General features: G+C 56.3%; 17 protein-coding genes and 2 pseudogenes. 8 read left to right on the top strand and 11 right to left on the bottom strand.

Annotation, left to right across the window (positions count from 1 at the left end; translation table 11 throughout):
• Positions 1–374: 374 nt before the first annotated feature.
• The 3 genes and pseudogenes from BLR20_RS28025 to BLR20_RS04355 form a co-directional block, all read left to right on the top strand.
• Positions 375–608: pseudogene (locus tag BLR20_RS28025) on the top strand (GntR family transcriptional regulator); the annotation flags it as partial.
• Positions 609–850: 242 nt separating this feature from the next.
• Positions 851–2,233, top strand: a complete 1,383-nt coding sequence (locus BLR20_RS04360; protein WP_054994119.1) for a GntP family permease — start codon at positions 851–853, stop codon at positions 2,231–2,233.
• A 139-nt stretch (positions 2,234–2,372) separates the two neighbouring features.
• Entirely contained in the window at positions 2,373–2,819 is a 447-nt protein-coding gene (locus BLR20_RS04355; protein ID WP_054994118.1) for a GNAT family N-acetyltransferase, read from the top strand.
• A 146-nt stretch (positions 2,820–2,965) separates the two neighbouring features.
• On the opposite strand, the gene BLR20_RS04350 is transcribed toward BLR20_RS04355, so the two are convergent.
• Together BLR20_RS04350 and BLR20_RS04340 are read right to left on the bottom strand one after the other, a co-directional pair.
• A complete protein-coding gene (locus BLR20_RS04350; protein WP_054994117.1) occupies positions 2,966–3,430 on the bottom strand; it encodes a DUF3429 domain-containing protein in 465 nt (154 codons plus the stop codon).
• Between the two features lie 434 nt (positions 3,431–3,864).
• A complete protein-coding gene (locus tag BLR20_RS04340) occupies positions 3,865–4,521 on the bottom strand; it encodes a glutathione S-transferase (protein WP_143009979.1) in 657 nt (218 codons plus the stop codon).
• Positions 4,522–4,713: 192 nt separating this feature from the next.
• Here BLR20_RS04340 and BLR20_RS04335 point away from each other — a divergent pair, with 192 nt between their 5' ends.
• Both BLR20_RS04335 and BLR20_RS04330 read left to right on the top strand, forming a co-directional pair.
• Positions 4,714–5,283 carry a TetR/AcrR family transcriptional regulator gene (locus tag BLR20_RS04335; RefSeq protein WP_054994210.1) on the top strand — a complete coding sequence of 190 codons (570 nt, stop codon included), beginning with the start codon at positions 4,714–4,716 and terminating at the stop codon, positions 5,281–5,283.
• 376 nt (positions 5,284–5,659) lie between these two features.
• Positions 5,660–6,730: an alpha/beta fold hydrolase gene (locus BLR20_RS04330; protein WP_054994114.1), complete on the top strand. Its 1,071-nt coding sequence runs from the start codon at positions 5,660–5,662 to the stop codon at positions 6,728–6,730.
• 211 nt (positions 6,731–6,941) lie between these two features.
• Here BLR20_RS04330 and BLR20_RS04325 read toward each other — a convergent pair whose 3' ends face one another.
• Positions 6,942–7,328, bottom strand: coding sequence for a DUF4260 domain-containing protein (locus BLR20_RS04325; protein WP_054994113.1), 387 nt, complete (start codon positions 7,326–7,328; stop codon positions 6,942–6,944).
• Positions 7,329–7,426: 98 nt separating this feature from the next.
• Here BLR20_RS04325 and BLR20_RS04320 point away from each other — a divergent pair, with 98 nt between their 5' ends.
• The gene (locus BLR20_RS04320; protein WP_235810018.1) at positions 7,427–8,347 is read left to right on the top strand and encodes a LysR family transcriptional regulator; all 921 of its coding nucleotides are present in this window, start codon (positions 7,427–7,429) and stop codon (positions 8,345–8,347) included.
• A 176-nt stretch (positions 8,348–8,523) separates the two neighbouring features.
• Here BLR20_RS04320 and BLR20_RS04315 read toward each other — a convergent pair whose 3' ends face one another.
• From BLR20_RS04315 to BLR20_RS04295, 5 genes are all read right to left on the bottom strand, one after another.
• Positions 8,524–9,438: an SGNH/GDSL hydrolase family protein gene (locus tag BLR20_RS04315; RefSeq protein ID WP_054994111.1), complete on the bottom strand. Its 915-nt coding sequence runs from the start codon at positions 9,436–9,438 to the stop codon at positions 8,524–8,526.
• A gap of 369 nt (positions 9,439–9,807) precedes the next feature.
• On the bottom strand, positions 9,808–11,133 hold the full coding sequence (locus BLR20_RS04310) for an NAD(P)/FAD-dependent oxidoreductase (protein WP_054994110.1): 1,326 nt from the start codon (positions 11,131–11,133) through the stop codon (positions 9,808–9,810).
• Between the two features lie 40 nt (positions 11,134–11,173).
• Positions 11,174–11,842 carry a haloacid dehalogenase type II gene (locus tag BLR20_RS04305; protein WP_010434735.1) on the bottom strand — a complete coding sequence of 223 codons (669 nt, stop codon included), beginning with the start codon at positions 11,840–11,842 and terminating at the stop codon, positions 11,174–11,176.
• 191 nt (positions 11,843–12,033) lie between these two features.
• On the bottom strand, positions 12,034–13,389 hold the full coding sequence (locus BLR20_RS04300; RefSeq protein WP_010434736.1) for an aspartate aminotransferase family protein: 1,356 nt from the start codon (positions 13,387–13,389) through the stop codon (positions 12,034–12,036).
• Positions 13,390–13,415: 26 nt separating this feature from the next.
• Positions 13,416–14,501: a phosphotransferase gene (locus tag BLR20_RS04295; RefSeq protein ID WP_054994109.1), complete on the bottom strand. Its 1,086-nt coding sequence runs from the start codon at positions 14,499–14,501 to the stop codon at positions 13,416–13,418.
• 295 nt (positions 14,502–14,796) lie between these two features.
• On the opposite strand from BLR20_RS04295, the gene BLR20_RS04290 reads away from it, so the two are divergent.
• Both BLR20_RS04290 and tspO read left to right on the top strand, forming a co-directional pair.
• Complete coding sequence (locus tag BLR20_RS04290; protein WP_054994209.1) at positions 14,797–15,480, top strand: GntR family transcriptional regulator; 684 nt, start codon at positions 14,797–14,799, stop codon at positions 15,478–15,480.
• 154 nt (positions 15,481–15,634) lie between these two features.
• Positions 15,635–16,075: a tryptophan-rich sensory protein TspO gene (gene tspO, locus BLR20_RS04285; protein ID WP_003315034.1), complete on the top strand. Its 441-nt coding sequence runs from the start codon at positions 15,635–15,637 to the stop codon at positions 16,073–16,075.
• A gap of 129 nt (positions 16,076–16,204) precedes the next feature.
• On the opposite strand, the gene BLR20_RS04280 is transcribed toward tspO, so the two are convergent.
• The 3 genes and pseudogenes from BLR20_RS04280 to BLR20_RS28355 form a co-directional block, all read right to left on the bottom strand.
• A complete protein-coding gene (locus BLR20_RS04280; protein ID WP_010434742.1) occupies positions 16,205–17,383 on the bottom strand; it encodes a DUF2252 domain-containing protein in 1,179 nt (392 codons plus the stop codon).
• Between the two features lie 243 nt (positions 17,384–17,626).
• A complete protein-coding gene (locus BLR20_RS28360) occupies positions 17,627–18,490 on the bottom strand; it encodes a methyl-accepting chemotaxis protein (protein WP_412778637.1) in 864 nt (287 codons plus the stop codon).
• Positions 18,485–19,255 (bottom strand): annotated as a pseudogene (locus BLR20_RS28355) (MCP four helix bundle domain-containing protein); the annotation flags it as partial. The gene BLR20_RS28360 and the pseudogene BLR20_RS28355, both read right to left, overlap by 6 nt.
• Positions 19,256–19,431: the final 176 nt, after the last annotated feature.

Here is a 19,431-nt window from a genome sequence, read left to right as displayed (position 1 = left end):
TTGGAAATCTCTGAGCAACTCGTATATGCGACTCGTCATGACCAGGCGTAGCTTTGTTTCGGTTCGGACGGTGGATCTCATCGTCATCGGGATGTTCACGCAGAACCGCTGCAACCTAGGTGTGATGCTCCAACTGATCGAGTTCTGCTTTGAGCCGTTGTTCAGACCATTCGTTCTCCCCCCTCCAGCTTCTAACGCAGCCACCGTTGCACGTGGCGAGGTACCCAGGCGCAACAGCGGCTTTCGGGATGAAAAACCAAGTGCTGCCGGGTCTCGACCCACACCCATCAGGCCACTCTTGACAATTTCTCATCGTCCGACAAATACTTCACCTTGATTCATATAAATGACTATATAACAAGGTGAATCACTCAATGAATGCTGTGTACAACGATAGCTGTATGCCCCTTTATCAGCGCCTTGATGACTCCTTGGCTCAGCAGATTGCAAACATTCGGGGGCGCTCCGGCGGAGCTATTCCCACGGAGACGCCGCGTTCAGCTGAATACCTGCTAACGACCTGCACCGTACCCAAGGCGGTAGATGCGCGGGTCAACGCAGGTTTGCTGGGGCGTCAACAAGGGCGCCGTACATTCGTCCGCCGACCTCTTCGCTTGCCAGACATCAGAGGCCTCAACCTTGGTGCTGCACCTGCCCGCGCCCCTATTCGCTTCACACCTAAATTACCTGACAGCATCGGCATAGCAGCAGGATACGACGTGTTCGCCTTCCTTAACGCGACCGTTGCACGCGGATGCTCCCAAGCTTGATTTTTAGCGTGCTTCGGCAGCGTTACGACTTTTTCCAAGGCTGAGTACAGCCTCAGCGCTCCCATTACTGAGACCTCTTCATGACTACCCTAGATATACAACTTCTAATGACAGCGCTTGTCAGCGTCTTGGTGCTGGTGGCACTGATCGTGTCGCGACTCAAAATGCACCCGCTTTTGGCCCTGTTGATCGTTTCCGTTGGAGTGGGCTTTGCCACCCAAATGCAGCCCGAAAGTATCGTCGCTCATTTGATCGCCGGTGCCGGAAAGACATTGGGGGCAGTCGGGATCGTAATTGCGCTTGGCGCGATGCTTGGCAAAATCCTGGCTGATGCTGGCGTCACGGAGCAAATAGCTGATGTCATCCTTAAGCGCACCTCGGATCGCATGATCCCTTGGGCAATGATGATGGTTGCGTTTGTAATTGGCATACCCATGTTCTTCGAGGTGGGTCTGGTGATCATGCTACCGCTGATATTCAGTGTGGCGCGAAAGCTGGAAAGCCAGGCTCGTTTCAAAGGCTCGGCGTATGTTTATGTCGGTGTTCCTGTGATTTCGGCGCTCGCCGCTATGCATGGCATGGTGCCTCCCCACCCTGGCCCATTGACGGCCATCGCCGCGCTTAAAGCCTCAGTAGGTCCGACAATGCTCTACGGCTTTATCGCGGCTATTCCAGCCATGATTCTGGGCGGACCACTTTACGGTGCGTTTATTTCGAAGCGCATGAGCACCAGGCCTGACCAAGCATTACTTGATCAGTTTACTCTGGCTGAAAAAGCCGATAATAAACACCGCCCCGGCGTTTGGCTCGGCGCACTGGCAGCCCTGCTACCGGCGATCCTGATGCTGATAAATGCCGTCGCCGAGATGCTGCTACCCAAGGGTAATGCGATCCTGCAGATGGCCAGTTTCGTGGGCAACCCTCTGATATCCATGCTCTTAGGCGTGCTTTTCGCCGGCGCAAGCCTGGTACTGGCGCGCGGTGGCAACGCTGAAAAGCTGCGCGATTCGCTGGGTAAAAGCCTCAAACCTATTGCCTCCATCATCATGATCATCGCAGGAGGCGGTGCATTTCAGGAGCTGCTGACGAGTGCCAAGGTAGGTGATGCCATTGTGCATTTGACCCAGCAGTCTGCCTTCCCTCCGTTGATCCTGGGGTGGCTGATTGCGATGTTGCTCTCGGTTTCTACAGGTTCCGCAACTGTGGGTATCGTAGGCGCTGCAGGCTTGCTGGCGCCGCTTGCGGGTGCCGATCCCAGCCTTAACCTGCCCTTGCTGGCATTGTCCATCGGCTGTGGTTCGCTGTTTTTCAATTATGCAAATCATGCAGGCTTCTGGATGGTAAAGGAGTCTTTTGGCATGACAATGGGAGAAGCGACGAAGACGATTTCGGTGGTTCAATCCATTGTGGCTGTGGTCGGTTTGATTGTGGTGTTGATCCTGAATGCGGCTATTACAGTTTAATCGCCCCGCCCATGCGGCTGCGCCTTCAAGCGCATGGGTGACCGGTGATGTATCGGTTGCATGCTTCGATAGTCGCCCAGCGTGATGTTGTGCCCGAAGGTTCGGCTATCAGCAGATAGAACTCCTTAAGGAAAGCGATATGATCCGGATAGCCGAAGCAAGTGACGAGTCCGATATTAAAAATTGCGCTGAACAAGCCTACGCTCGCTATGTGCCGGTGATCGGGCGCAAGCCAGCGCCGATGATCGCCGATTTCATCACGCAGATAGCCACAGGGGTAGTCTATGTCGCGACAGACGACCAGACCCGGTTTCAGGGCTTTATTGTGTTCTATGACAAGGATGGGTATTTCTTATTGGAAAACGTGGCAGTCCTCCCGAGCGCTGCCGGACGTGGGGTCGGAAAGGCGCTGATTAGCTTTTGTGAAAATGCCGCACGACAGCGTGGTATGAACGCCGTTCATCTGTATACCAATGCAAAGATGGCAGACAATCTCTCGATATATCCCAAGCTTGGTTATGTGAAAGTGGCAGAGCGCACGGAGGATGGATTCAATCGCGTTTACTTCGAAAAAAAACTTACATAACCGCATGCTGAAAAGGTGATCGAGCGCCTGAAAATCACTCCTTGCTCGATGTGGGTATCGCAATACGGCTACTGGTCTTGACCTCGCGTAATGCCAGGCTGGACTGGAATCATTAGACCACTACAGCTCTCTGATTTTGAGAGGCTTCATAAATGAAGCACCTCAACTACCGCAGTAAGCAGCAAGCAGACGCTAGCCACGACGGTAAGCCGTAATCGCATCGGAAGGTACCAGGCGGGCAAGCTGATAACCCGCGAGAGCTGCCTGTCCTGCCAGAGGTGGGCAACAAAGCCGATGACCAACAGCAAGCAACCCAATGGCATTGGCAGTAACGTGGCAATCCAGGCAATAAGTGCAGGAATCACACTCCAGATGAACCGGCCGCTGCGCTGCTCGGTTTTCATGTCTTGCGCGGTCATGGCGAAGCCCCAGTGCAAGGCGCCGACGAAGCTCAGGATGACGGCTCCATAGTTAACAAGCGCAATCGCAAGCAGCGGCCGATAGTCGCTAGAGAACGGGATCAGCAGCGCCAGAGAAATAAACGGCAAAAGACCGCCATAACCCAACAGGCTGACGTGCTTTGGCAGAGAGGTTGAAGGCAACGTGTTCATTTGTATTCCTTGCAGTGAGCGACACTCAAGACTGTAGGCCCAAAAGCCCCGCTTGAGCGAGACGTTGATGGCAGGTGGGCTCCGCCTTACTACCCGGCCCTAAGAGTAACCCCATATCGTGATTGAGCCGAGAGCAGTGACCAGCTGGGCAAATTGAACGAGATCCCGCATCGGCCCCCCTGCCCGGCCTATCCTAATCAAACCCAGCATCCCTAATACCCTAGGCCCATCTTTATCGCACTTCAACGAATCGCCCAGCATCGCGATCTGTGCAGTCTGATGCAATTTCATTGAGCAAGAACGTGGATGATCGCCGCGGTTCTTTTGTCGCGGCGTTTGATGACGCAAGCACAGTTCCATGATCGCCATGGCTCCTGAATAGAATGAGTGACATCCACTATGAGCGCTCTGGTGGATGCACTATCCCTGACTCGTTAGCTCTTCGGTGCCCCCTGCTCTACTAGCGCGCGCCAAGTCTGGACGCTTGGGCGCTCCTGCATTTTCGCGTGCCAGGCTTTGAGAACGACGCATTCCTCTGGCACCGCAAGCTTCACCAGTGATGCGAAGATCATCCCTCCCAAGACCGCAATATCGGCCATGGAAAATGTATCGCCAGCTATGAACGGCCGGGATTTTAGAAGGTTGTCGAAATAGCGCATACCGCGTATGGCCTTCTCGCCCATTTTCGCGCCCCACTCAGCGTTTTGATAAAGCTCGACCTTCGGCCCCAAACCAGGTGTGGCGTGGTGGAAGTAAACGCTCACTGCATCAAGAAACTCGATCTCGGCGCGCTTGGTCATCATGTGGATAAGACCCTTCTCCAACGGCGTTTGTCCGGTGAGTGAAGGATTGCCATCCAGAGTATCCAGATACTGCGTAATCGCTGTGCACTCTGCAATCAGTGTCCCGTCCTGGAGTTCGAGTACAGGAAGAGTCCCGGAGTAGTTGATCGCCAGAAATTCAGGTTCTTTATGTTCGCCTGTCCAAAGATTGACTGACACAAAATCAATCTTGGGGAGCAGCTCTTTTTCGGCAAGTGCGATGCGTACCCGCGCCGGATAGGGACCGTCGAACCAGTCGTAGATTTTCATCTGAGGGATGGATGAAACGCCAGTTTGTTGAGATGCGATAGTCATATTCAGTTACCTGCCTGTCAATTGGTAGGTAGATGCTGCGCCTAGGAATCCTCCTTGTCAACACTCTACCTGTCAATTGGCAGGTAGAGCCTACGGGAGTAGGATGGGCCTATGCCCACAGGTGAGAAACCAGAGAGAGGTTGTAAGGTGAGCGAAAATGCGCGAGAAGCCATCCTGGCAGCGGCAAAATCCGCTGCGCAGCTGCATGGCTATAGTGGGATCAATTTCAGAAGCATCGCTGATGAAGTCGGCATCAAGAATGCGAGTATCTATTACCACTTCCCTAGCAAAGCGGCCTTGGGCTCTGCGGTTGCCCGCCGCTACTGGGAAGACACATCGACTGCGCTGGCGCAAATCCGGACGACTAATTCTGATCCATGGAAATGCTTGCAGCTGTTTCCTTCAATCTTCAGGACGTCACTTGAGAATGCTAACCGACTTTGCCTTTCCAGCTTCATGGCAGCCGAATACGAAGATCTGCCTGAAGAGGTTGCGGCTGAAGTCAGGGCATTTGCAGACATAAACGTGGCGTGGTTGATCCAAGTGTTGGAAGACGCTGGTTGGGGGGATGCGCAATCCCGCGAGCGACGGTCCCGGGCTATCTATACGGCTGTTGCCGGTGCGCAACTTATTGCACGAACGCGCGCGGACATTCACCAATTCGATGACCTGATAGCGAGCTATGAGGAATCAGGACTGATCCCATGCCCCTCTTGATCATGCGGTTGGGCCGAGGCCAGTGGCCGCAGTGAATAATACCTTCTGCATAGCTTGGCGAAGTTTTCCGAAAGCGTGCAGCCGGTGTCGGACTTGATGGTCCGCTGTCTCCATTACAAACAGCGACACAGCCGCGCACGATGTTAAATAATGGTATATAAAAATTAACTTAACACTATCTGATCGTTAGAGGATTATCCCTCCAATCCCCATTACGCCCTGACACAAATACAAAACAGGACGGGAACGAAGATCCCCGTATCGACACCCGGCGACGTTGCGCTCTGGTTGCCTCGCCCTGAGGATTAGCCAAGTGATCACTCCTGCAGGCTTGGAGCGCAGGACCTCCTAAAACAAAAACAACAGGACATAACCCATGCGTAGACTCATTTCACATCCCGCGATCGGGCTGTTGTTTTCTCTGGCTTTACTCGGCTCTGCCGTCAGTGCCGCGCCGTCACCCGCAGCGACCGAGGGCGACTGGGTTGCACCGCAGTTCACCTTCCATACCGGTGAGAAACTCGCCAACCTCAAACTGCACTACATCACCCTTGGCAATCCCAAGAACCCCGCCATCCTCTTCCTGCACGGCACCTACCGGCCAGGCAGCGATATGCTGAGCAAGGATTTTGGCGGGGAGTTGTTCGGCCCCGGTCAACCGCTGGATGCCAGCAAGTATTACATCATTTCCACCGATGGCATCGGCGTGGGCCAGTCCAGCAAACCATCGGACGGCTTGCGCACCCGGTTTCCGGCGTACAACTACGACGACATGGTTCAAGCCCAGTATCGGCTGGTTACCGAAGGTCTGGGTATCAAGCACCTGAGGCTGATCATCGGCAACTCCATGGGCGGCATGCAAACCTGGATGTGGGGTCAGACCTGGCCGCAGATGATGGACGCACTGGTGCCCATGGCGTCCCAACCCACCGAAATGTCATCCCGCAACTGGATGATGCGCCGCTTGCTGGTGGAGTCGATCAAGCAAGACCCGGCCTGGAACAACGGTAACTACAGCACGCAACCACCCTCCCTGCGCTTGGCAAACGCGATGTTCAGCGTCGCTACCAGTGGCGGCACCCTGGCGTATCAGGCGGCTGCCCCGACCCGCGCCCAGGCCGACAAGCTGGTGGATGAACGTCTCAGCGCTGCACAAACCGGTGACGCCAATGACTTTATCTATCAATGGCAATCTTCCGCCGACTTCAACGCAGCCCCCGGCCTGAAAAAAATTCAAGCGCCGGTGCTGGTCATCATTTCGGCGGACGATGAGCGCAACCCTCCGGAAACAGGCCTGATGGAGGCGTCGATGAAAGAGCTCAAGCACGCACGGCTATTACTTATCCCCGCCAGCAACGACACCCGTGGTCACGGCACCACGAGCATGGCGAAGTTCTATAGCACGGAGCTCGCACAGTTCATGCGCGAGACTGAAAAAGCGAAATAGATCCAGCCGCTGATCTGTCACTCACTGCAGCGAATCAAGGTCTGGATATTGGGAAAGTACTGCCACCTGCGATGTGCAGTGGCTTAGCCCGTAGTTCATGGCTGGCCATGTCAAGAAAGCTCCTGAATGGCTTGGATTCTTATCGAGCCAGGCAAGCAACTGCCTCCCGACGTTTAAAAAAGAGCAAGCCACGTAAGCGCTGCGAGCTCTCTCAACGGCCGATCACACCCAAGTGGGTGAAAGTGAAACCTTGTGGCAGCTTCAGACCGTAGCCAAGCATGCGGTCAAAGCCTGAGTGAGCGAGCCATAGGGCACCTACCGCGGCGAGATCAGGGATCTGCCATATCGCCCCAGCCGCAAGCAAAACGGCACCAGACGCATACAAATGAAGGGCGTTATAACAATAAGCTCCAACCTTGGGCCCTAATGCATAGCCCAGAATGCTCAAGTCGGGCATGAGAAAAATTGCCACCACCTCCCACCATGAAAAGTCATAGCCAGTTCGCAAAAAAAGTAGAAGACAGCTGGTAAATAGAAGTCCCCCCTCTACACGTTGCCACATAACGGTATGCGGTGCTGATGGCGCTAAATTGGACATGAACGCTCTCCAAGGATTGAGCGGTCTATTCTGTACGATACGCCTGTAAATATAATCGTATAAGCTTGCATGCTCACCATACAAAAATGGATAGCATTGTGATTCAACATGAGCCGAGCTGGGAATGGTATCGAACTTTTCTTGCCGTGCTGGAAACCGGCTCCTTGTCGGCTGCGGGGCGTGCCATAGGCATCAGTCAACCCACAGCTGGACGTCACATTGACGGCCTTGAATCTGCTTTGGCCCTTAAACTTTTTACCCGTTCATCAGATGGATTTAGTCCCACCAGCGCTGCTTATGAAATCGCGCCTTACGCCGTCAATCTGGCGGCAATGTCGGCGGCATTGTTGCGCAAGGCAAGTGAAGGCAGCACCCATATCGGTGGGACGGTGCGTCTGACCGTCAGCGAAGTGATCGGCGTTGAAGTATTGCCGCCGATTCTGTCGGCATTGCGCAATCAACACCCTGAGCTCGTTGTGGAGATGATTCTCTCTAACCAGGTTGATGACCTGCTGCGTCGGGACGCAGACATCGCTATCCGGATGTACAGGCCGACGCAAAATGCGCTAATCGCAAGACAGGTGGGTGGTATAGAGGTCGGGCTCTATGCTCATCGCAGTTATCTGGCTACTCACGGCAGTCCCGATTCTCTTGAAGACCTGGCCAGCCATACCCTTATTGGCTTCGACCGAGAGACCGCCTTTATTCGTGGATTCCTGAAACAGTTCCCGACATTTGCGCGCCCGGGCCTGGCGTTTCGTGCCGACAGTGAACTTGCGCAATTGGCAGTCATGCGAGCCGGTTTCGGAATTGGCGTGTGCCAGTCAACAGTTGCAGCCCGCGATTCAGCGTTGATCAGGGTGCTTCCATCAGCATTTTCGGTGCATATGGACACATGGGTCGCTATGCATGAAGACCTCCGTAACAGCGCTCGCTGCCAGGTGGTATTCAATGCCTTGGCGGAAGGGCTACGCATGCACTCACAAAACTGTCAGGTACCCATGCCAAATGTTTGCTGAAACGGACGCGTACATCCGCGACATCCGCCAACATCAACGTCCTTATGCTCTATACACGGGCGGTGCATTGCGGTTCCCCCTGCCCCGTTACCAATAAAGCCCCAGCAGTGTTTCGTAGATGTGGCCTCCCAAATGAGCCCTGAGCGTGCTTACCGACTATGACCTGATAAAGAACCTCACCGGCTGGCTTTTAGCGTTTCAAGCATCGCCTCGGCGGCAAGCATGTGAACTTTGCGGGTCGGGTGCCATTCATCCCAGTAGTAATGGGTATCTGGATTTTCACATGCGGGCTTGACGTCCGGATAGGTGGGTTGGCACGGGGTATCCAGATCCTTCAACCCTGCAACATCGGGTGCCGCGCGAAGCTTGTTGCTGAAGGCCAGGTGGTCAAAGTAACTAACACTGACCTGATGGGCTTTAGCCAGTGTTGTCAGCACGGCTGGCAGTTTTTGTTCGAGTATCTGCTGGTACTCTTTTGCATTCTCGACTTGATTGCCCTGCACCACAGCCGGCACACGACTCACATCCGTAGTCCCCACGACCATCACGTGCTTCGCGCCTGCTGCAATCAGCGCCTCGGTGGTCTTCTGTATGTTCGCCACGCTGTTCTGGCTTAGCACATCAATCGATTCCGGGTGCGAGAAGTCGGCCCATTCAAAAAAGTCGTTGGCTGAGACGAAAATAAAATAGAGCGCATTCGGATCCGCTTTGTGTGTTTCAGCGGCTTTCAGATGATCGGCGATTTGGCCGAAAACCCCAGTGTCGCGAGATGGCTCCATCCAGGCATAGTAGTTGCCGTTGCCGCTCTTGGCGCCGCCGATCGCGTAGTCGGTCAAAGGGATTTTCAAGGCGTGAGCCAGGTTCTCGACGGCGGTGGGGCCATTGCTCCAGCGCCCCTTCCAATACAGCGCACCGGGTAGCTCCTGTGCATCTTTGACCTTTTGCGCGACCAATGTTCTGGTGAAGGCTTCACCCGCACCAGCATCAGAGTAGCTGTCACCGAAAGCATAGAGATGATCGTAATTGGGGGCGCCAAAGGCAGTTGATGCCGTCAGTGTCAATAGAGCGGCCAAGCAAGCGCGTCGAGTCATTGAAAGTCTCCCAGGTTGTCGCCTCAGACTACCGGCGCTGACGTTTTGCCTTGCCACGGCTGCAACCCATATCCAGTTAGTCCAGCAATGGCAGGCGCAGTCTCGGGTTCTGCACGAAAAATCCGAGTGAGTATAAACGAGGTTAGAGTGGGCATGGTCGCGACAGCTCTGGAAAACCGCTGTTGCGTATGAAATGCGCCTTCAGCGACAGACTGTCGCTGAAGGTTTACTGGCCAGAGAGCAGAATTCAGCCTGCAATAAAAAGAGCGCCGTCGATGGGTTGTTCATTTCGCGCAGGTGCTGGTTCGAACTGACAATTGAAGCGCGAAGGCGCGCTCTAAAGACTTTTCCAACAAAAACGGCCTCAGCTCAAAAATCCGCCACCTTGCCCCAGGCGGACGTTTGAAAACGGTCCGGGTGATAAGGACGCGGATCAACAATGGGGCTCACACCACTGACAATATCGGCGATAAGGTGGCCCGCGCCCGGACCAATGCCAAAACCATGCCCGCTGAACCCGGCCGCAATCACCAACCCCGGCAGGCTGGCCATTTCGCCGATACCGGGAACGCCGTCCGGCGTGCTGTCCACGTAACCGGCCCAGGACGCCTGGATTGACGTACCCTGCAGTGCCGGCACCAATTCCACCGCGCGCTTGTACGTCAGCGCAACTGCGGAGGCGTCAGCGCTTGGGTCGAGAATGCGCATTCTCTCCATCGGTGTGGGCTGGTCCAGGCGCCAGCGCTTCAAGCTTTCGTGGCCTGCGTGCCAGCCTTCCAGCCCCCCAGGGGCAAGGTTGCGCCAGCGGCGCTGAAACATTGGCAAGAATTGTGTAGAGAACCTCAGCAACTGCGGAGTGATATCGACTCGACCCCGGCCACTGATGGCCAGCGTGTAACTGCCATCAAAGCGGCGGGTCATGGACGCGCCGGTGGTATGCAGTGCGCTTGGAATTTCCTGGCTCGGGGCGCTAACCGAAAGTACGGTCTGACGAATCGTCGCTTGCGGGAAGCGAATACCATACTGGCGGCAGAATGAGGACGCCCAGGCGCCTGCGGCAAGCACTGCGAGCCGAGTACGGATGGTGCCTTTTTCGGTGACCACTGCCGATAATCGACCGCCTTCGGTCTCGACGCCCCGCACGGCGCAATCCTGATGCACGCTACTGCCCAGGGCCATGATCGCGCGCGCGACTGCGGGGGCTGCGCGGGAAGGGTCGGCAATGCCATCGGTGGGCGCAAACACCCCACCCTTCCAAGGTTTGCCAGTCGCCCTGCCCCGTTCGGCGGCCTGCTCGGCATTGAGCATGTGGGTCTGCACGTTGACGGTCCGCGCAAACTCGCCCCAGCGCGCCCATCCTTCCAGCTCCTGCTCGTTGTTGCTCAGGTAGAGTAAGCCGCACCGCGTAAAACCGGTCTGTTCGCCGGATTGCGCGGCGAATTGCTCCCACAGTTCCAGGCTTTTGGTGGCCATCGGTAATTCACGCGCATCGCGATTCTGCTGACGGCACCAGCCCCAGTTACGGCTTGACTGCTCGGCGCCTATACGGCCCTTTTCGACCAGCGCGACCTTCATGCCGCGCTTGGCAAGGTAATAGGCTGTAAACGCGCCGATGATACCGCCGCCGATCACAACCACATCGACCTCCGCCGGCAGATCTGCAGAGGTATGCACGGGAGTTAAAGGTGCTGGCATATTCTGTTTATCCACATGAGTTCAGAAGAATGACGTGTTGCTAGAGCCCGACCAGCCCGGCCAGCCCGCCGATGTCCGCGATCTGGTGGTAGCCGAAGGCAGCATTGGCCGGCTGTTCATGGCCCCGGGCCACGAAGGCCTTGTGCTTGATCTTCATGTCGTGGGCCGACATCAGGTCATAGCGAAAGCTCGAAGAAACGTGCAGCACATCCTCCGGCCCGCAGCCCAGGTTATCGAGCATGAATTCGAACGCCGCCAGACGTGGCTTGTAGGCCTGGGCCTGCTGGGCGGTGAAGACCTTGTGAAAGGGGGCGCCGAGCTTGTCGACGTTGGACATGATCTGTTCGTCCATGGCGTTGGAAAAAATCACCAGGGGAATCTTGCCAGCGATTTTCGCCAAACCCGCCGGCACATCAGGATGTGGCCCCCAGGTTGGCACAGCGTCGTAATACACCTGGCCTTCGTCGCGGTATTCGATACCCCAACGCTTGCACGTGCGCGCCAGGGCTATCTTGAGAATCTGGTCATAAGGCAGCCAGTCGCCCATGACCTGGTCCAGGCGATAGGCTGCGTAGTCCTTGATGAATTGTTCCATCCGCTCTGCTGGTACTCGATCGGCAAACAGATCGCGCGTCAGGGCTGCGGTTTTGAAGTTGGTCAATGTGCCGTAGCAGTCGAAGGTAATGTATTTGGGGCGAAGAACGCTCATGAATGCGGTCCTTAATCAGTGATGAGATCATTACGGCACAAACCGCTGTGGTGTGCCGAGCATCTGGCCCTCATGGGGTTATTACACCATCATGAGGCCGTAAATAAGCGGTTAAATGCAGGGCTACTCGGTACAAACCACCGTTTAAAAGGCACGCCTCGGCAGACTTTATCGAGGCGCCCGGGTGGGCTTTACAACTCGTCAAAGGCGCTTTCCAAGGCGTCAAGCAGCCGACCCGCCTCCCTGGCTGTCCAGATCAATGGCGGACGAATTTTCAGAATGCTCGCATCGGGTCCGGTGGCGGAAATGAGCACCCGTTTTTCCCGCAGATGGTTGACCAGGCGCAGAGCGGTCTGCATGTCGGGCGTTTTGCTGGCCCTGTCCTTAACCAGCTCGACGGCGAAGTACATGCCGGTGCCTCGTACGTCGCCAATGTGCTCATACCGCGCAGCCAGGTCCTTGAGGCCCGCCATGATCAGGCTGCCCACACGGTTGGCGTTGGCCATCAGCTGCTCTTCGGTAATCACATCCAGCGTCGCCTGAGCGGCTGCAATCGCAACACTGTTGCCGCCAAAGGTATTGAAATAGCGCATGTCGCGGCCGAAGCTTGCGACCACCTCCGGACGCACCATCAACCCTGCCACCGGGTAGCCGTTACCCATGGGTTTGCCCATGGTGATGATGTCCGGCTCCACCGCGTGGCGTTGATGCCCCCAGAAATGTGTGCCGCTGCGACCAAACCCCGACTGGACCTCATCGGCGATGAACAGGCCTCCTGCCTTGCGCACCACCTCGGCGATCGGTCCGAATACGTCGACCGGATCACAGAAAACGCCATCCGACGAGAACAGGCAGTCGGCAATGAATGCTGCGACGCCGCCGCCATGGCGTTGGATATCGCGGATCTGCGCCGCAACCTGGTCGGCCATGTAGCGACCCAGTGCTTCACGTGGAATGCGATAGGAGTCCGGAGCAGGCACCCGGCGCACGAACGGGTCGAGCTTGGCATTGATGCCCAGCGAAGGCGAAAAGGCTGCCACGGTCGCCGAATTGCCGTGGTAGGCCTCGGCGGTGACGATGACTCCCGTATTGCCGGTGTGATGCCGTGCAATGCGAATGGCAAGATCGTTGGCTTCCGAACCACTGCACGTGAACATCAAGTGCCCCTCGGCGCCCATCTCTCCGTCGGCCGTAGCGCGCAGCTGTTCGGCGTAGTCAAGAATGCCGTCCTGCATGTAACGAGTGTGGCTGCACAGTTTATTCATCTGTTCAGTGATCGCGGCGATAACGCGCGGATGGCAATGCCCCACCGACACCACGTTGTTATAGGCATCCAGGTACTCGTTGCCGTCCTTATCGTACAGATAAGCCCCTTTGCCACGCACGACACCCACCGGCTCGTTATAGAACAACCGATAGGCAGGCCCCAGCAAATCGATCCGACGCTGAATATGTTCACGTGCAGCAGGGTCGAGGCGATCGACGTTGGCAGGGTTGAAGCCGTTTGGCATGTCACCACGGACAGCCTGGATGTTTGAGTTGCTCATTTAAAACCCCCTAAGCAGTGGATGAATCAGTGGGCGAAGCGCATCAAAAGCGCTGACATCTGTGACGGTGACCGGCTAAGCATCCAGTCCAACTGCCCCCATCCCGGCGCGGCGTTCCTCAGGATGTAGGCACTGTTCTGTGGGAAAAGCTGCGAGCGCCAAGTGGTAATCAACGCTCTGGCAACCAGCCGCGCCATGGCCAGGTGCGGGATAAGGGCCAGTTCCTCAGGCGTGAGGTCGGCAACTTGCAGGTACCCTTTGAGCAGGTCCTTGGCGGGGGCAAAAATATCGAGGTCTTGACCGGGGTGCGCCGCGAGCAACTGGTTCATCATGGCCGTGGACACATCGATGGCAATGGCGGTCTTGACCGTGTCGCCGAAATCGATGATCGCCCCGACACACTGCGGGCGATGCGCATCGATGACGATGTTCGAAGTATTGAAGTCGTTATGCAGTACTTGTTGTCGGCACCCGGCGATCAAACCCTCCACCTCGCCAAAGCGCTCAAGCGCCCGCTCCAGCGAGTGCCGGCGCGCGGGCTCGACGACGCCGTTGAGCAGGGGCTCAAGTATCCGCAGGTGCTGCACATCCCAGCACACCTTGCGGGACTCTGCCGGGTGGGCAAAGTCGGCAGTGGCCAGCCTGAGGTGGGCAAGCAATTGGCCGATCTGCTCGCGCCCCTGGGCGTTGAGGGTGGTTTTATCCAATGGCGTACCTGGCAGAAAGCTCAGAAGCCTCACCTGCCTTGACTCACCGCTTTCGGTTATGACTGTGGTCAGGTGCCCGCCGTCCAGCGCGGGGTAGACCCTGGGAATCGGCAACTGGGGTGCCCTGCGCCCGATGTGCTGCATGACTTCGATTTGCAGCGAGAGCTCAATGGGCGACTCCTGCGGGTTGGCGATCTTCAGCACATAGGACTGACCGCTTGAACAATCGCAGCGAAACGTATCGTCTTTTTCCGTGGCGAATCGTGTCAACTGCGCGCTGATACCAAATTGCTCCAGCACGATACGCCGCCCTTCCTCCAGCGACACTGGCGTGAAAGGCGCCGCCAAATCGCCTTGTAAAGCGACAAGGCTTTCGCTGAACCCATCTTTCCCAATCACTTGCATCGCTGGACTCCTGGACGTGGCAAGCCATGCATGGCACGACATCGATGCGGAGATATTGTGCTACAATTATTTTTATTGGAAGCAGATATTTCGGTTGAAAAGCTAATTGACAGGCAGGACTTTTTGAAAAATTCACAATAATCATAGACTTAATAGAGTGTAAAAATAATTCAGATAGCCGTTGAAAATATTATTGTTGTACAACTCAAAAGAATTCCCGCTGCGTCTCTGGTGCGCGCCCACCCATGCGTACTAGAATCACGCGCTCTACCGAGTCCCAACCCTCGTGGTCAACATGATTTTTTCCAGCGCGAACATTGAAACATCCCCGGTCAGGCTCTCGGCGGTCGAAGCACTGGCTGCGAAGCTCAAGGCCAGGATCCTGAACGGTGACTTCGAGCCAGGCGAATTCCTGCGCGACGTCAAGATGGCTGAGGAGTACGAAGTGGCGCGCAACACGTTCCGCAGTGCGGCACAGCTGCTGGTGTCATTCGGCTTGTTGCTGAAAGTGCCTAATCGCGGATTCTGCATACCCGAGTTCGGCCCGGACGACATCGTCGACATTGCCCGGCTGCGTGGCGTGCTGGAGACTGAAGCGGTGCGCATGATTATCCTCAATGGCACGGTCCCGACTGATGCGCTGGACGCCGTAGAAAGACTGCGCAATACCGCACCCGATACCCCACGCTCAGACATTGTGACTGCTGATGGTGACTTCCATCGGGCGATCATCCGCGCCAGTGGCAGCGCACGCCTGCAGCGCAGCTACGCGATGCTGGAGAGCGAGATTGAGCTGCTGCTGGTACTGCAACAGCCCTGTTATGAGGACCCCAAGCAGATCGTCAAGGACCATGAGCACTTGATAGCCTGCCTTCGCAGTCGCGACTTCGAAACAGCCCGCATAGCGTTTGTCGAGCATTGGGAGGATTTGAGCGCCAAGCTTTTACGCGCACAGTTCGAACGACGACAATCGCTGTGATCAGCGCAACATCATTCGTCATTCAACGCTGGGAAATTGCACCCCTGCGCCCTGCCCCTCACATCAAAAAAACGGATCTTTTCAACGCAAATGCGTCCAACCTGGGTATCGCTACCACCGATCAGCCCCATAAGCCCTCGACCCAGGACACCCCATGACCTTCTTCATTTTCCTTCTAGCCTGCTGCGCCGCCGGAGCAACCGGCATCATTTTCAAGCCGGGAGCATGGTACGAATCTCTTGAAAAACCGAGCTTCACCCCGCCCGACTGGGCTTTTCCGGTGGCATGGACGACGATTTATCTGCTTCTCGCCTGGGCAGGCTATCGCCTGACGCTGATCCCCGGCAGCGAGATCGTGCTGGCCCTGTGGGCGGCTCAAATTGCGCTGAATACGTTGTGGACGCCGGTGTTTTTTGGCGCGAACCGGCTGGTTGCTGCGATGGTGATTCTGGTTCTGCTGTGGATCGTGGTTGCCGCGATGATCGTAATGGCCTTGCAACTGGACATCATCACAGGGCTAATCCTGTTCCCTTACCTGGTCTGGCTCTCGGTAGCAGCGGCGCTGAACTTCTCCATTCTGCGCCACAACCGATAAGTGTCTGGCGCTCATCGCCTTATGCTTCCCCGAAGAGTTAAGCGGAATTTGATTAGCTGAATCATGTACGCCAGGAACGGCCAACATAAGCCACTAATCTGTTCCGCTCATTTCGGCATTCATAAGGTGCTAAAGCGCGTAACGCCGACAATGCTCAAGATAGCCTTGCTCGTGACTCCCGACCAGTTGAACGACGCTCGACCATAACCAGGAGGGGGCGTCCAGGGTATCGGACCGATTGGCTTGCAGATCCCTGATCCACGCCGCACGTGTGGCCAGGTCCATCTGTCTGGCGTGGGCGTTACCGACCACTTTTGCGAGATACGCTGCGGCCTGCATGGCCTCTTGCTCAGTGAGCTCATCAAGTTCCAGCTTCATGTCCTGAGGAAGCAGCTCACGTATGAAGAACGAATGATCCAGCATCCGCACGGCAACCATTCGGCTACCCAGGCCGGGCGACAGGTTGCGGGCGCCCTCCACTACCCGTTTTCCATTGTCTCTGGGCATGCGAGCCCTCGCCGTCCGCGGGGCCGCTGCTGCGACGGCTTCCTTGACGTCGAGCAGGCAGAACTCTTCATCCTCTTCATCGCCAACACCCATCAGCACTGCGTAACGAAGCAGCCCCAGAGAGCTGCATCCTTTTACCCAATAGGCGGAGTCGAGTAAGCGCACACGGTCATCCTGGGATCTGCCTTTGAGCGATGTCACCAGCGCATGAATCTCCGGCGTCTCACAAAGCTCCTTGATTGCATCGCGTTCCGCACGTGACAGTTGCCAGAAATGCTTGCCAAGCGGAATGGTCGGTTGCGTACCTTCGAAACGCTCCTTGGCAAGGTGCTTCCAGGTGCGTTGTACCGCGCTACGCATGCCGGCTTTCACTTGCGCAGGACGATCGGGCTCCTCATCGTCGTCGCCCATGAAAGCCTCTTCGTAGCCCTGCATCATCTCTTCCAGCATTCTTGCCGTGGTCACTCCAGGCAGATCCGAACCACGAGCAGCCGTCGCCAACGACAACCCCAGCCTCACCAGGTCGTGTGCGGGATTGCCGATGACGGCTTGATCGAGGTCGCGGATATGCATGTCGATGCGCCCTCTCGAATCCCCCGTGGGCCCCAGGTTGCCGGCGTGACAATCCCCACAGATCCAGACCGGCGGACCGCTGGGCAGACGTCTGCCCGATTGACTGTGAAGCCACTCATAGAACTGGGCGGTATTGCCTCGAACGAATGCGTGCGCAGACCGCGCCATCTTTAAATTGCGCAGGTTGATGAGGGATTTGAGACGTGTGTCGGGGCGAGGCGTTTTCATCGGAAAACCTTGAAGAGGGTTATTCCATTGACTCGTGATATGACACGAATGTTTCAAGATATTTCAAATCTGACCATTGTCTTGTCTTAACGCCGAAGCCAGACTCAAATCAGCCTCAAGCGAGCCGCCCCGCAAACCTGCGAGGTCGACCCGTAAACAAGAGAAGAACAAGGAAAAGAAGTGTGTATTCCCGTTCAAAGCGGTCCAGACGAACGGACCGGAAATACACCTGCACACGTGACGTTACAGCTTGAACTGCGCAACCATGGTGTTGAACGAAGTCGCCAGCCGTGACAGTTCCTGACTGGACGCGCTCGTCTGGTTGGCGCCTGCTGCCGACTGTGCGCTCAGTTCCTGAATATTGACCAGGTTGCGATCCACTTCGCGTGCCACCTGGGCCTGCTCTTCGGACGCCGAGGCAATCACCATGTTGCGCTCGTTGATCATTCCTACGCCGCTGGTGATTTTTTCCAGTGCGCTGCCTGCGCGCAGGGCAAGTTCCTGGGTGTTGGTGGCCGTCGCCAGGCTTTTGCTCATGGCCGCTACCGCACCGTCGGCACCGGACTGCACGGTGCCGATCATGCCTTCGATTTCCACCGTTGAAGCCTGGGTGCGATGCGCAAGGGCGCGCACTTCGTCGGCTACCACGGCAAACCCTCTGCCTTGCTCACCGGCGCGTGCAGCCTCGATGGCAGCGTTCAGAGCGAGCAGGTTGGTCTGTTCCGCGATGCTGCGGATGACCTCAAGCACTTTGCTGATATCCCGGACATGGCCGGCGAGCGTTGTGACCGACCCCGTCGACTCGGTGATCTCGCTGACCATCGTGCCGATGCCCTTGACGGTGTTATCCACCTGGCCCCGACCGTTAGCGGCGTCGGTTGCCAGTGATTTCGACTCTTCCGACGTAGACACAGCATTGCGGGCTACCTCTTCAACAGCCGCGGTCATTTCGTTCACTGCCGTTGCCGCCTGTTGAATCTCGTCATTTTGCCGAGTAAGACCGCGGGTGCTTTCTTCAGTGACCGCGCCAAGCTCTTCGGCAGCGGACGCGAGCTGATCGGACGCGCTGGAAATCTCCTGAATCGTCCGTTTCAAATTGCCCTGCATCGTGCCGATCGCATTGAGCAGGTGCCCTGCTTCATCGCCTCGGGTGCTGGAGACGCTCTGAGTCAAATCACCCGATGCAATACGTTGTGCCACTTCGATAGCGCTTCTCAGCGGTCCGGTAATCATGCGAGTGATCAGAACACCCAACATTATCGCCACCACAAACGCGATGACAATACCCGCGGTCAGCATGAATACCGAGGTGCTCTGCAATCTGCCAGCGGCCTCTGCACCCTCTTTGATCTGACGTTTGTTGGAGTCGATCATGACCTGTAGATGGCCGCGAGCCTTGTTGAACTCTCCGTCCGCCAGTGCGTTGAGACGATTGCGCGCTTCTTCCAGTTTGCCGGCCTGCTGCAGATCAAAGATGTTCTGGGAGGCTGATATGTAAGCTGGCATCAAAGTGTCGTACTGGTCACCCGCTGCGCGTTCGTCGTCCTCCAGCGGAGTGGCACGGTAGATGGCATAGACTTTCTGCGCACGCTCCAGCTCACCATTGATGCTTTGGCGCATTTTCTCCGCCGTGGCCTTGTCCCTGGCATCGAGCAAACGGTAAAGCCCGCGGTTATGAGTGGTCAGGGCGGTCATCGTCTCGTTGGTGTTGGCCACGGAAACCAGATTATTCGAGAACGTCAGTTCGAGGGCATCGGAAAGCCGGTTGATACCGAGCATGCCCAAACCACCCACAGCCAACGTGATCATGGCGCAAACGATGAACGCGGCCATGAGTTTTTTAGCGAAACTGGTGCGATTTATCAGGTTCATTGATTATCCATCATCGTTAAGTAAGGGATCACTTTTGTCCGGAAGCCCTACTGCACTTGAGGCAAGTAGTGACGCGTGGATTTGGCGCACTTTTGCTCTAAGCGGTTCGTCGGACTGCAGAAAGGGTCATCCAATTTCTGTGCCAGAGCAGCACCTGCTTCTAATAACAAACTAAC

The organism is Pseudomonas congelans (assembly GCF_900103225.1).
GTDB lineage: Bacteria > Pseudomonadota > Gammaproteobacteria > Pseudomonadales > Pseudomonadaceae > Aquipseudomonas > Aquipseudomonas congelans.
The sequence above is the reverse complement of the archived record's forward strand: the minus strand, read 5'-3'. Positions and strand labels throughout refer to the sequence as shown.

What these genes read in the sequence shown, in the direction of transcription:
- BLR20_RS04290 (WP_054994209.1), top strand. Translation starts at nt 14,797, where the DNA reads ATGATTTTTTCCAGCGCGAACATTGAAACATCCCCGGTCAGGCTCTCG.
- BLR20_RS04280 (WP_010434742.1), bottom strand. Translation starts at nt 17,383, where the DNA reads ATGAAAACGCCTCGCCCCGACACACGTCTCAAATCCCTCATCAACCTG.
- BLR20_RS04355 (WP_054994118.1), top strand. Translation starts at nt 2,373, where the DNA reads ATGATCCGGATAGCCGAAGCAAGTGACGAGTCCGATATTAAAAATTGC.
- BLR20_RS04310 (WP_054994110.1), bottom strand. Translation starts at nt 11,133, where the DNA reads ATGCCAGCACCTTTAACTCCCGTGCATACCTCTGCAGATCTGCCGGCG.
- BLR20_RS04315 (WP_054994111.1), bottom strand. Translation starts at nt 9,438, where the DNA reads ATGACTCGACGCGCTTGCTTGGCCGCTCTATTGACACTGACGGCATCA.
- BLR20_RS28360 (WP_412778637.1), bottom strand. Translation starts at nt 18,490, where the DNA reads ATGCAGGGCAATTTGAAACGGACGATTCAGGAGATTTCCAGCGCGTCC.
- BLR20_RS04330 (WP_054994114.1), top strand. Translation starts at nt 5,660, where the DNA reads ATGCGTAGACTCATTTCACATCCCGCGATCGGGCTGTTGTTTTCTCTG.
- BLR20_RS04350 (WP_054994117.1), bottom strand. Translation starts at nt 3,430, where the DNA reads ATGAACACGTTGCCTTCAACCTCTCTGCCAAAGCACGTCAGCCTGTTG.
- BLR20_RS04360 (WP_054994119.1), top strand. Translation starts at nt 851, where the DNA reads ATGACTACCCTAGATATACAACTTCTAATGACAGCGCTTGTCAGCGTC.
- BLR20_RS04300 (WP_010434736.1), bottom strand. Translation starts at nt 13,389, where the DNA reads ATGAGCAACTCAAACATCCAGGCTGTCCGTGGTGACATGCCAAACGGC.
- BLR20_RS04295 (WP_054994109.1), bottom strand. Translation starts at nt 14,501, where the DNA reads ATGCAAGTGATTGGGAAAGATGGGTTCAGCGAAAGCCTTGTCGCTTTA.
- BLR20_RS04340 (WP_143009979.1), bottom strand. Translation starts at nt 4,521, where the DNA reads ATGAAAATCTACGACTGGTTCGACGGTCCCTATCCGGCGCGGGTACGC.
- tspO (WP_003315034.1), top strand. Translation starts at nt 15,635, where the DNA reads ATGACCTTCTTCATTTTCCTTCTAGCCTGCTGCGCCGCCGGAGCAACC.
- BLR20_RS04305 (WP_010434735.1), bottom strand. Translation starts at nt 11,842, where the DNA reads ATGAGCGTTCTTCGCCCCAAATACATTACCTTCGACTGCTACGGCACA.
- BLR20_RS04325 (WP_054994113.1), bottom strand. Translation starts at nt 7,328, where the DNA reads ATGTCCAATTTAGCGCCATCAGCACCGCATACCGTTATGTGGCAACGT.